The sequence below is a fragment of the Halovivax sp. genome (genome assembly GCA_007119345.1).
GTDB lineage: Archaea > Halobacteriota > Halobacteria > Halobacteriales > Natrialbaceae > Halovivax.
This window is the reverse complement of record SKPV01000184.1, coordinates 1-12,324: the sequence shown is the minus strand read 5'-3', so window position 1 is coordinate 12,324 and position 12,324 is coordinate 1. Positions and strand designations below refer to the sequence as shown.

Genomic DNA, 12,324 nt, shown 5'->3' with positions numbered 1-12,324 from the left:
TCGATCGGATGCGTCGGACCGTGGCCGCGTCCTGGCGTCGATCGGATGCGTCGAACCGTGGCGGCGCGCTGGGTTCGATCGGATGCGTCGGACGGTCGGTCTGCACCCGAAAGTCGGATCGAGAGGGAACAGTTATCTCGCCGGCGCGAAGTCCACCTCGCATGAACGTCGACAAGGACCGGTTCCCGCGGTGGGTGTGGCTGTTGATCGGGCTGTTCGCGATGGCGATCCTGGCGAACGCGATCAACGTCCTGGTGCTCTTCGAGGCGGGCCTGCCCGAGCGCTACGGCGTCGTCACCGTGATCGCGGGAATGGCGCCGGTCATCGTCTACGTCGGCGTCTGGTACGACGAGGACCGCCAGCACTACTGGGAGCATTCGAGACTCCGCATCGCCGGCGACGTGACGTTCCTGGCCCTCGGCACGATCGCGGGCGCCACCGTGGCTCTCGCGGGCATCGTCGACACCGGACTCCCGACGCTCGTCCAGGACCTGCTCGCGATGACCGTCGGCTTCCTCGCCGGCTGGGTGCTCTTTTACTTCCGGAACCCGGATCTCTACTTCGCGGACCCCGACCAGAGGCGGTGAGCGGGACGGGTTCCGTCCCCGTCGATCGCTCGCGGTGAGCAGCGCTCGAAGGCGCGGCCGGTGCTCCGTCGCCGCGAGCGGCGCTCGATACTATCGACCGCGCTCCGGCGCCGCGAGCGCGACGCGTCCCGGTTTCTCGCCGCGCGAACGACCGACGATCGGGTCGATCCGCCCGGACGGATCGGCGCCCCTCACGCGCCCGCGACCGTGATCGGCTCCGTGTGGTCGATCGCGTCCTCGAGTTCGTCCGCGATGGCGCTGCCCCGGGAGACCTGGATCTCGCCCCCGCGGCTCACCGTCGCCGTGAAGAGGTACTCGCCGCCGGCCCGGACCTCGACGGTCCGGCCGTCGTGGCCGTCGACCGGAATGACGATGTGACGGGAGGTAACCTCGGGCTGGACGAGCTGGCCGTCGCCGCCGCCACCGCCGTGGGAGCCGCCCCCTCCGCTCTGGGAGCCGCCGCCACCGCCGTGGGAGCCGCCGCCCGTCCCGTAGTGGGGATTCTCCTCGTGGGTGCGGACGTCGATGTCGATCCCGAGGCGGTTCTCGACGTCGGAGATGCGTCCGCCGCCCTTGCCGATGACGCTCGAGATGTCGTCGTCGTCGACGTAGACGACGGCCCGGTCCTGGCTCTTCAGCTGAACGTCGACGTAGCCGCGGGCGATCGAGCGGATCTCCCGTTCGATCTCTTGCTTGGCGATCCGGTCGACGCCCGACTCGCGCTGACCGGGGCCGCCCTCCTCGTCCGTGAGCGGGACGGTGACGACCTGCCGGTTGAACGTGTAGATCTCGTACTCGGGTTCGCCGGTCTGGAAGTCCGTGATGAGGATCACCGGCCGAGCGAGGTCCTCTTCCGTGAGCCCCGCCGGGACCTTGACCTCGGTCCTGACGTCGTAGACCGTCGCGATCTCGCCGGCCTCGACGTAGACGACGGTGTCGACGACCTGCGGGATCATGCCGAGCTCGACGCGACCGACGAGGCGCTGCAGGGCGTCGATCGCGCGCGTGGCGTGAACGACGCCGATCATGCCGACGCCGGCGAGGCGCATGTCCGCGAAGACCTCGAAGTCGTCGGTCTTCCTGACCTCGTCGTAGATCGTGTAGTCGGGCCGGACCATCAGGAGCGCGTCGGCGGTCTTGGCCATCTCGCCGCCGAGCGCCGTGTACTGGGTGATCTCGGGGCCGACCTGGAGGTCGCGGGGCTTTTCCATCGTCTTGACGGCGTAGTCGTGGCCCTCGAGGTAGCGCGCGACCGCCTGGGCGAGCGTGGACTTCCCGGCGCCGGGCGCCCCGGAGATGAGCACGCCCCGCTGGCGTTCGAGCAGGCGCTCTTTGAGTTCGGCGGCGTGCTCGTAGTCCTCGATGTCCGTCCGGGCGATCGGCCGGACGGCGGTGATCTCGATCCCGTCGGCGAACGGCGGCCGGGCGACGGCGATGCGGTAGTCGCGGAACTGGACGATCGTCATTCCCGGCTCCGACAGTTCGATGAAGCCCTCGCTCGCCTCCTTGGCGGCGTCGACCACCTCGCGGGCGTACTCGTCCGCCGTCTCCTCGGCGAGGGGCTCGTCGGCGATCGCCCGGTAGCGCATCTCCCCCAGCGCGCCTCGCTTGGCCATCGGCACGGCGCCCGTCTTGAGGTGGACGCTCATCGTCTCGTCGTCGAAGTACTCCTCGATCGCGAGCGTGCCCACCTCGGGGACCTTCGGCGAGAGGTAGTCCACGTCGAGGCCCTTCGCCTTCGCCACCTCGGCCTGGACGACGTCGCTCGTGACGAAGGTGGCCTCGAGCTCCTCGGCGATGTCGCGGATGAGCGCGTCGATCTCGCCCTCCGAGGCGTGGCCGCGCTCGATCGCGCTCGGCCGTTCGCCGACGTACTCGAGTTCGACCTCGCCCGCGTCGGCGAGCGTCGTCAGCCGCTCGAGCTCGCCGAGGCCGTCCCAGCCGCTCTCGTAGCCGTCGTTGGCCTGCGCCTCGAGTTCGGCCACGACCGCCTCGGGAACCGCGATCGTCGCCCCCGCGAACTCGCCGTCCTCGACCGACGTCGAGACCCGGCCGTCGATGACCACGCTCGTGTCCGGCACGACGTACATGTACCCCGAGTTGGCTTCGGACGCGTAAAAGCGTGCGGAAGCCGTCTGCACGGAACGCTCGGGTTCGCGGGCGATGCCGTCGGCGCCCGCGCTCACGTCCCGTCGCTCGACGCCGCGTCGGCGGACCGGACCGAGCGTCCGTCGTCCCACCCGTCGAGCAGCTCGTCGAAGTGAGGAACGTACACGTCCATCCCCACCCGCTCGGCGAGCTGCCGGCCCGCCTCGAGGCGTTCTCGCGCCCGTTCGGAATCGCCCTCGAGCGCCGCCAGCCGGCCCAGCTCGCGGAGGGCGGCGACGGCCGCCTCGTTCGAGAGCCCCCGGGCCCGCTCGAGCGCGTCTTCGAGCGTCTCGCGGGCCGCCTCGCGGTCGCCGGCGGCCAGCTGGGCCGCGCCGTAGGTCGCGTCGATCTTGACGCCCGTCAACTCGTATCCGGACCGTTTCTCTTCGAACGCGCGCCGAGCGTGTTCGAGGGCCTCCGAGGATTCGCCCGCGCGGAGCAGCGTCCTCGCGAGGCGCATTCGTCTGATTTGACGGATGTCGTCGTCTTGGACGCCCTCGACCAGCGTCAGCGCCTCGCGCTGTAGATCGATCGCTCGGCCCAGATCGTCGCGTTCTCGCTCGATGGAGCCACGAACCGATTTGCAAGCGCCGAGCACGACCTCGAAATCGTGTTCGACCGCGATTTCGCGTGCTCGCGCTAGCTGATCTTCCGCTCGATGCAATTCCCCGGAGAGGTAATACGCCCGTCCGAGCTCCCACTCGTAGAAGGCGGTGCGGCGGTTCGCCTTCGTTTCGTGGAGGAGTTCCAACGTCGTTTCGAAGCCGTCGATCGCGTCGTCGATGCGGCCCACTTCGAGGTCCGCGGTGTGCTCGATCCACGCCGCCATCGACATCCGCACCCGATCGTCGATTCGTTCGGCGATCTCTCGGGCCTCACGGCTGAGTTTCCGGGAATCCTCCCAGTCTCCTCGATGCAGGGCGAAAAAGGCGAGGTTCGCCTTGACGAGCCCGATCTTGCTCACGTTCCCCGTTCGATCGGCGAGTTCTTCGCAGCGCTCGAGCGTGTCGACGGCGGCCTCGTGGTCACCGGCTCGATTGTATACGACCGCCAGGTCGTTGAGGGCGCTCGTTAGTTCGTGTTCGTACTCCCCGGACTGCAACAGTTTCACACCGCGTTCGACGAGCGCTCGCGCCCGGTCGATATCGCCGAGATTCGCGTAACAGTCGCCGAGGTTCTGGTGGGCGCGGCCGAGAGAGAGGGTGAAACCGATCTCGGCGGCGCGCTCCCGGAGTCGCTCGTGGTGCTCGATCGCCCCCTCGTACTCCCCGCGACCGAAGTAGGCGCCGCCGAGGTAGTCCGTGAGCCAGCAGACTTCCTCCGTGACCTCGTCTCCACCCACCTCGAGGCCCCGGCGGGCGTACGCCTCGGTCTCGTCGTACTTGCTCGCCTCGAAGGCCGTTTTGGCCTGGTACCGGTAGCTGCGACGGACCCGCTCCGGTTCGTCGGTGCGCTCCCTGACGTACCGGAAGTACTTGGTAGCTTTCTCGTGCTCGCCGCGCGTGGAATAGCTGTCGCCGAGAGCGTGGAGAACGTCGAGGACGGTCTCGTCACGACCGAGGTCCCGCGCCAGCGCGAGCGCCCGCTCGTAGTGGTCGACCGCGACGTCGTGCGCGTAGACGTCGGTCGCCTCCGCCGCCGCCCGGCGGTAGTGATCGAGCGCGCGCTCGGGCTCGCCCGCCCGTTCGTAGTGGGACGCGACCGTGGCCGGTCCCGCGACCTCGTCGTCGGCCAGGTGGGCGCCCGCGGACCGATGGAGGTCGCGTCGTCGCTCGTCGGTCATCGTCTCGAGCGCCGTCGTTCGCAGCACCTCGCTCCTGAAGCGGACCCGGTCGTCGCTTTCGGCGACCCAGACGCCGCCGCCGACCAGCAAGTCGATCCGTTCGCGGACTCGCGGCTCGGCGAGCGGGGCGATCGCGACCAGGGCGTCGACCGGCATCGGATCACCGAGAACGGCGCCGACGTCGAGCACGCGACGGGTGTCCGCGTCCAGCCTGGCGAACCGGCGTTCGATCATCGTCCCCACGACGTCGGGCATCTCGAGGTCGTCGACCGCGTCCGGGTAGCGGTCGACGCGCGGATCGAGCGCGCCCTGCTCGAGGAGCTGGGCGACCGTCTCGACGATGAAGAGGGCGTTCCCGCCGGTCCCCTCGTGAATCGCGTCGACGAAGTCGCGAGGAACGCCGCGCCGACCCAGTTCGGACTCGACCAGCGCGGTCGTCACCTCGCGGTCGAACGGGGCGACCTCGAGTTCGACGAGCCGGTCCGCGGCCGAGCGCTCGGCCAGTCGCGTGCCGAGGGGGTGTTCGTCGTCGACCCCCGACGGCCGGTAGGTCGCCACGAGCAACAGCGGCGCGTCCGCGACCTCGGCCCCGACGTGTGCGAGGAGTTCCACCGTCGCCGCGTCGGCCCACTGGAGATCCTCGACGACCAGCACGGTCGGGCGCTCCCGCGCGTGATCGGCCAGGGTCGTCCTGACCTGGTAGTAGAGGGCGGCGAGCTGGGCCCGGTACATCTCGGCGTCTTCGGCCTCGGCCCGATCGGTCGCGAAGGGCAGATCGGCGGTCGACGCCACGAGTTCGCCCTCGATCGCGTCTCGCAGCGGTCCGTAGGGTTCACCGCCCTCGCGGCGACTCCGGCCGACGAGGACGTCGAACCCGCGCTCGCGGACGCGGTCGGCGAACGCCTCGACGAGGGTGGTCTTGCCGACGCCGGCGTCGCCGGTGACGACCGCGGTGCGGGGCGAGCCCGCGAGCGTCGCCTCGAGCGCGTCCTCGAGGCGAGCGAGTTCCTCTTCGCGGCCGACGATGCCGTCGTCGGTCGACGGCTCGAGGACGAGGTCGCCCTCCGGCGACCGACGAATGACGGCCTCCGCGACGGAGAGGTCGAACCGCTCCGGGACGTCGGCCAGCGCGCAGTCGACGGTCTCGTCCCCGTCGTGGACCCGCACGCGCTCGCCGCCGAGGGCCGCCGACAGTTCCCGGGCCCGACGGCGACCCGCATCCGTCAGCCGGTAGACGCTGCGCTCGCCGCGGCGCTCCGCGACCCGGCCGGCCGTCTCGTCGACGAGGTCGTTCCCCGCGAGCGAGGACATCGCCGAGAGCAGCGTGAGCCGATCGGCCATCGTCCCCGCGAGTCCGAGCGCGTCGCTGATCTCGGCGGAGCTGGCCGCGCCCGACGGCGCCGTCTCGTCGGTGAGCGCCTCGTCGTCCAGCGCGAGGATGACCAGCTCCTCGACGCCGTAATCGTTCATCGACCGTGATAGCACGTCGAGCACATAAAACCGTGCGGCCGGTTCCGTCCGACGCGCTCGACGTTCGTTCGGGTCCCGCAGCCGGCGCCGGCGTCGCCGACGGTCGCGACGGGAGCCACCCGAGCGACTAACTCCCCGGCGCGCGAGTCCCGACTCGTGACCCTCCCAGCGCTCACCCGAGAGCTCGTCGCGACCCCGAGCCACGACGACGAGACCGCGGTCGGCGACCGGATCGAATCCTGGCTGCGCGCCGAGACGGACGCGACCGTCCGCCGGGACGACGTCGGCAACGTGTTCGCCCGGCGGGGGGCCAGTTCGGGCCCGCAACTCGCGCTCGTCGGCCACCACGACGTCGTTCCGCCGGACCCGTCCCAGGTCGACGGCGACGCCTACGCCGTCGAGGAGCGCGACGGTCGCCTCTACGGCCGCGGAACGGCGGACATGAAAGGCGCCGTCGCCGCGATGATGCTGGCGTTTCGAGACGCCGAACCGGCGCGCGCCGGCGCGAACGACCCCGGCGGGCTCGTCTTCGCGAGTTTCGTCGGCGAGGAGATCGGCGGCGTCGGGGCCCGCCACGCCATCGACGAGGGCTTCGCGCCCGACTACGCGGTCGTGGGCGAGGGATCGACGAACTACTCGAGGCCGGACGTCACCGACGTCGTCGTCGCCCACAAGGGCCGACGCGGGAGCACGATCGCCGCCCGCGGCGCGGCCGCCCACGCGAGCGAACCCGAGGCGGGCGAGAACGCGATCTACCTGGCGGCGGACGTCGTCGCCGACGTGCGCGACCTCGCGTTCCCCAGCGTCGAGATCGGGGCGGCCGGGGAGACGCTCGCCGGCTCGATCGCCGTCACGGAGATCGACGGCGGCGCGGGGATGAACGTGATCCCCGAGCGCTGTGACCTGACGATCGACGAGCGGACCGTCCCCGGGGAGCGCGCGCCGCTCGACCGCGTCGCCGACCGCGACGGCGTCGAGTGGACCGTCGATCAGGACCTCCCGCCGATGCGCTGTGGCGACGCCGAGTTCGCCGAGACCGTCCGCGAGGCGGCCGACGACGTCCAGGAGGGGACGCCGACGCTGACGATCAAGCCCCACGCGACGGACGCCGGCTGGCTCGCCGATCGAGCGGGAACCGACTGCGTCGTCGTCGGGCCGTCCGAGCCCGGGGAGGCCCACACCGCCGACGAGAGCGTCTCGCTCGAGGTGCTGGACCGGTGTCGGGCGATCTATCGAGAGCTCGCCGAACGCTGGCCCGCCTGAGCCGTCGGCGCGCCCTCCACGACCGCATCGCTCCCGGCGGTGCGGACCGCTACGGTCGACGTTTACGCCGGTCGCCCCGTCGCGCGTCCGGATCGTCCCGGCGGACGCGCCCGAGACCGCGACGTTGATAGGCGTCGACGAGGTATTTCGGTTCGATGGCCACGGAGCACCAGACCGCGTCCGGATCGGACGCCTACGAGCGGCTCGAATCGCGCGCGAAACGCATCGCGAACGTGAAGGCGGCCGGCGGGGTCCTGCGGTGGGACCAGGAGGTCGTCATGCCCGAGGGCGGCACGCCGGCCCGGGCGAAGCAGCTGTCGACGCTCTCGTCGATCGCCCACGAGGAGCTGACCGCCGAGGAGACCGGCGAACTCCTCGCGGCCGCCGAGGAGGCGGACCTCGACGAGGCGGAGCGGGCGGTCGTCCGCGAGATCCGTCGCCACTACGACCGCGCGACGAGCGTGCCCACCGAGCTGGTCGAGGAGATCTCCGAGACGACCGCGAACGCCCACCCGGTCTGGAAGGAGGCCAGGGCCGACGACGACTTCGAGGCGTTCGCGCCGACCCTCGAGACGCTCGTCGAGCGCAAGCGCGAGTACGCCGAGCACGTCGATCCCGACGCGGATCCCTACGAGGTGCTGTTCGCCGACTACGAACCCTACCTCGACCTCGAGACCGCCGAGCGGGTGCTCACCCGCCTGCGGGACGAACTCGTCCCCCTGATCGACGCGATCGCCGACGGCGACGTCGAACCGGCCCGCGCCTTCAGCGGGGAGTTCGGCGCCGACGCGCAGGAAGACCTCTCGCGGGACGTCCTCGACGCGCTGGGCTACGACTGGGACCGCGGCCGGATCGACACGGCCCCGCACCCGTTCTCGACGGGGACGCAGTTCGACGCCCGGGTGACCACCCGCTTCGACGAGTCCGACCTGCTCGGCTCGATCACGTCGACGATCCACGAGTTCGGCCACGCCAACTACACGCTCGGGCTGCCCGACGAGCACTACGGCACGCCGCTGGGGGACTCCCGGGACCTCACCGTCCACGAATCCCAGTCCCGGCTTTGGGAGAACCACGTCGGGCGCTCCGAGCCCTTCTGGGAGTTCTTCCTCCCCGCGGCGGCCGAGCGCTTCCCCGCCCTCGAGGACGTCAGCGCCCGCGAGGCGTTCGAGGCCGCCAACGAGGTCTACGACGACAACCTCATCCGGGTCGAGGCCGACGAGCTCACCTACCACCTCCACATCGTGATCCGCTTCGAGATCGAGCGCGAGCTGATCTCGGGCGACCTCGACGTCGCGGACGTCCCGCAGGTCTGGAACGACAAGTACGAGGAGTACCTGGGCGTCCGCCCGGAAACCGACGCCGAGGGCTGCCTGCAGGACATCCACTGGAGCCACGGCTCGTTCGGCTACTTCCCGACCTACTCGCTGGGCTCCGTGCTCGCCGCGCAGCTGTACGCCGCCGCGGAGGACGAACTCGGCGACCTGAGCGAGGACATTCGCGAGGGCGAGTTCGACGAGCTCAACGAGTGGCTCCGCGAGAACGTCCACCGGCACGGCTGTCTGTACACGACGCCCGACCTGATCGAGGAAGCCTCGGGCGAGCCCTACACGGCCGACTACTTCGTCGAGTACGCGAAGCGCAAGTACGGCCGACTCTACGAGCTGGACGGTCACTGACGACAACGCGGCGACCGACGATCGCGACGAGGACTGACCGTCGGACGGCGACCGACGATCGCGACGAGGACTGACGACAGAACGAAGACCGGTGACCAGACGGGGATGAGGACTGCGACGGCTCGGCGATCGTTCGCGGGACGGCCGCGACGGTTCGGGCGTCTCGCTCACTCCGGTACGAAACGTCGCCGACAGTCCGGCGTCGAAACGCTGCTGTCGATTCCGGGGACGACCGGCAGGCATTTCTGACAGTCGCGTCCATCGGGAGTGTATGGCCGGTCTCGTGCGCGGATCGATTCGTGGTGTCGTCGCGTGGATCGGTGGCTACCTGCTCACCCTGGCCGTGCTCGTCGCCGGCGTCGTCGACGCGCCCGACGGTGCGGCCCGGACGTTCCTCGAGGCGCACACGGTCCTCGTCGGAGCGGGAACCGACCCGGTGACGATGGTGGCCGTCCCGGTCGTCGTCCTCGGCGCGGTCGGCTATCGGATGGGGAGCGGGATCGAGTCCGGACTGGTCGGTCGACTCCGCTCGTCGGTCGGCTCCCTCCTGGGATCGAGTACCGATCGCACGCGAACGGCCGTGGAGGGTGCTGTCTATCTCGCCGTCGGCTACGCCGTCGTCGCGGCCGTCGCGGCGGCCGTCGTCGGAACCGATGTCGGTGAAACCGCCGTCTCGAGTCTCCTCGTGGCCCTGCTCGTCGGGGTTCCGGCGGCCTTCGTCGGGCCCCGGTTCTGACCGGAAGCCGAAAGAACGAACGAGCTCGGGATCGACGGAGGGACATGGCAGTGAACGACCGACTCGATGGACGAACGGCGATCGTCACCGGCGCGAGTTCCGGGATCGGGGCCGAAACCTGTCGCGCCCTCGCCGCCAGGGGCGCGAACGTGGCCCTCGCGGCCAGACGCGAGGGGCGCCTCGAGGAGCTCGCCGACGAGCTCGAGGCCGACCACGACGTCGAGGCGCTCGCGGTCCCGACGGACGTCGTGGAGGAAGCCCAGGTCGCGGCGCTCGTCGACGAGACGGTCGAGACGTTCGGCGGGCTCGACGTGCTCGTGAACAACGCCGGGCTCGGGCGAGGGAGCGACGTCGAGGAGCTCTCGACCGACGATTACCGCACGATGCAGGAGACGAACGTCGACGGGGTCTTCTACGCGACGCGGGCGGCGATCCCGCACGTGCGCGAGCGCGAGGGTCACCTCATCTTCGTCGGAAGCTTCGCGGGCCAGTACCCGCGGCCGTTCAACCCGGTCTACGCGGCGACGAAGTGGTGGGTCCGCGGGTTCGCAAAGAGCGTGGCGGCCCAGGTGGGCGAGGACGGCGTCGGCGTCACGATCGTCAACCCCTCGGAGGTGCGCACGGAGTTCGAGACGACGGACGGCGACACCTTCGCCGAGCGCTTCGAGCCGGCGGAGGCGACCGAGCCCGAGGAGGTGGCCGAGGCGATCGCGTTCGCCGCCACGCGCGAGCGCTCGGCCGTCGCCGAACTCGACCTCTTCCGCCGGGACAAGTTCGCGGGGTTCTAGGAGTCGTCTCGCGACCGCCGAGCCGAACGCGGGACGGACAGAGAGGGCGTCGGACGCGGGACGGTCCGAGAGAGGGCGTCGGACGCGGGACGGTCCGAGAGAGGGCGTCGGACGCGGGACGGTCCGTTATCGCGGATCGATCCACACCGGGCCGTTTCGACCGTCACCCGGTCGTTTCGACCGTCACCGGGCCGTCCGGGGGAGAAAACCGGCGGGCGTACCCCCGACCAGCAGTTTTAATCGCGTCGACACGAGTGTTTCGAGTCGAAATATGTCACACGGTGACGAATCGGCGACGGACGTGCCGGACGCCTACCGAACCCTCCTCGAGCGATCGGAGAAGCTGACGAACCTGCAGATGGCCTCGATGGTGCTCGGGTGGGACCAGCGCGTGATGATGCCCGAGGGCGGCACGCCGGCCCGGGCGAAGCAGCTCTCGACGCTCTCCTCCCTGCGCCACGAGCTGCTGGTCGACGAGGAGGTGGGCGCGTGGCTCGACGAGCTGGACGGCGCGGACCTGACGGGCGCCCAGGCGGCGGTCGTCCGCGAGCTTCGACGGGAGTACGAGCGATCGGCTGAGGTGCCCGCGGAGCTGATCGAGCGACTCACCCGCCACCAATCCGAGACCCAGCAGGTCTGGCAGGAGGCGAAGGCCGCGGACGACTTCGAGCGCTTCGCGCCCGCGCTCTCGGAGCTGATCGATCTCCAGCGCGAGCGCGCCGCGGCGATCGACCCGACCGAGAGCCCGTACCGCACGATGTACGAGAACGGCCAGCCGTACCTGCCCCTGGAGACGGTCGAGCGCGTCTTCGAGGAGCTCCGCGAACACCTCGTCCCGCTGATCGCCGAGATCGACGAGCGCGGCCGCGAGCTGGCGCGACCCTTCGAGGGGCACACCTACGACGAGGAGACCCAGATGGCGCTGTGCGAGGCGGCGCTCGACCTGCTCGGCTACGACCGCGAGCACGGGCGCCTGGACACCGCACCACACCCGTTCATGTCCGGCAACCAGTTCGACGCCCGGATCACCACGCGTTTCGACGAATCCGACCCGCTCGGCGCGCTCGGCGCGACCGTCCACGAGTTCGGCCACGCCACCTACCAGCTGGGCCTGCGCAAGGAGGAGTACGGCAACCCCCTGGGATCGCCCCGCTCGTCGGGCGTCCACGAGTCCCAGTCGCGCTTCTGGGAGAATCACGTCTACCGCAGCCGCGAGTTCTGGGAGCTGTTCCTCCCGACCGTCGAGGAACACTTCCCGCAGACCGAGGACGTGACCGTCGAGGAGGCCTACCAGGCCGCCAACCGGGTCTACCCGGACAATCTCATCCGGGTCGAAGCCGACGAGCTCACCTACCACCTCCACATCATCCTCCGCTGTGAGATCGACCGCGCGTTCGTCGAGGGAGAGCTCGACGTCGCGGAGATCCCCGAGGTCTGGAACGACAAGATGGACGAGTACCTCGGCGTGCGCCCCGAGACCGACGCGGCGGGCTGCCTGCAGGACACCCACTGGTCGGCCGGCTTCGCCAACTTCCACGGCTACACCGTCGGCAGCGTGCTGGCCGCCCAGCTCGACGCCGCGATGCGCGAGGATCTGGACGTCGACGGCTGCATCCGCGACGGCGAGTTCGCGCCGCTGCGCGAGTGGCAGGCAGAACACGTCCACCGCCACGGCCAGCGCTACCCCACCGAGGAGCTGATCGAGGTCGCCACCGGCGAACCGCTCACGGCCGAGTACTTCCTCGACTACGTCGACGAGAAGTTCGCCGACCTGTACGAGCTGTGAACCGCCCGACGCGTCGGGCGCGGCGACCGACGACGGTCGCCCGCCGGACGGTGCGGACGGTCGCCCGCCGGACGATGCGGACGG

At 70.4% G+C, this 12,324-nt stretch carries 8 protein-coding genes; 6 read left to right on the top strand and 2 right to left on the bottom strand.

Annotated features, from left to right (window positions below):
* Positions 1-161 precede the first annotated feature (161 nt).
* Complete coding sequence (locus QZT59_RS12525) at positions 162-587, top strand: hypothetical protein (RefSeq protein ID WP_290816622.1); 426 nt, start codon at positions 162-164, stop codon at positions 585-587.
* A gap of 191 nt (positions 588-778) precedes the next feature.
* On the opposite strand, the gene QZT59_RS12520 is transcribed toward QZT59_RS12525, so the two are convergent.
* Both QZT59_RS12520 and QZT59_RS12515 read right to left on the bottom strand, forming a co-directional pair.
* On the bottom strand, positions 779-2,677 hold the full coding sequence (locus QZT59_RS12520) for a PINc/VapC family ATPase (protein WP_290816625.1): 1,899 nt from the start codon (positions 2,675-2,677) through the stop codon (positions 779-781).
* 92 nt (positions 2,678-2,769) lie between these two features.
* Complete coding sequence (locus tag QZT59_RS12515; RefSeq protein WP_290816619.1) at positions 2,770-5,988, bottom strand: tetratricopeptide repeat protein; 3,219 nt, start codon at positions 5,986-5,988, stop codon at positions 2,770-2,772.
* A gap of 156 nt (positions 5,989-6,144) precedes the next feature.
* On the opposite strand from QZT59_RS12515, the gene QZT59_RS12510 reads away from it, so the two are divergent.
* From QZT59_RS12510 to QZT59_RS12490, 5 genes are all read left to right on the top strand, one after another.
* Positions 6,145-7,251 (top strand): M20 family metallopeptidase, encoded by a 1,107-nt coding sequence (locus QZT59_RS12510; RefSeq protein ID WP_290816616.1) that lies wholly within the window; start codon positions 6,145-6,147, stop codon positions 7,249-7,251.
* A gap of 155 nt (positions 7,252-7,406) precedes the next feature.
* On the top strand, positions 7,407-8,930 hold the full coding sequence (locus QZT59_RS12505) for a carboxypeptidase M32 (RefSeq protein ID WP_290816613.1): 1,524 nt from the start codon (positions 7,407-7,409) through the stop codon (positions 8,928-8,930).
* A 271-nt stretch (positions 8,931-9,201) separates the two neighbouring features.
* Positions 9,202-9,666: a hypothetical protein gene (locus QZT59_RS12500; RefSeq protein ID WP_290816610.1), complete on the top strand. Its 465-nt coding sequence runs from the start codon at positions 9,202-9,204 to the stop codon at positions 9,664-9,666.
* Positions 9,667-9,710: 44 nt separating this feature from the next.
* Entirely contained in the window at positions 9,711-10,454 is a 744-nt protein-coding gene (locus QZT59_RS12495) for an SDR family oxidoreductase (RefSeq protein WP_290816607.1), read from the top strand.
* A gap of 271 nt (positions 10,455-10,725) precedes the next feature.
* A complete protein-coding gene (locus tag QZT59_RS12490) occupies positions 10,726-12,240 on the top strand; it encodes a carboxypeptidase M32 (protein ID WP_290816604.1) in 1,515 nt (504 codons plus the stop codon).
* The last annotated feature ends 84 nt before the right edge of the window (positions 12,241-12,324 follow it).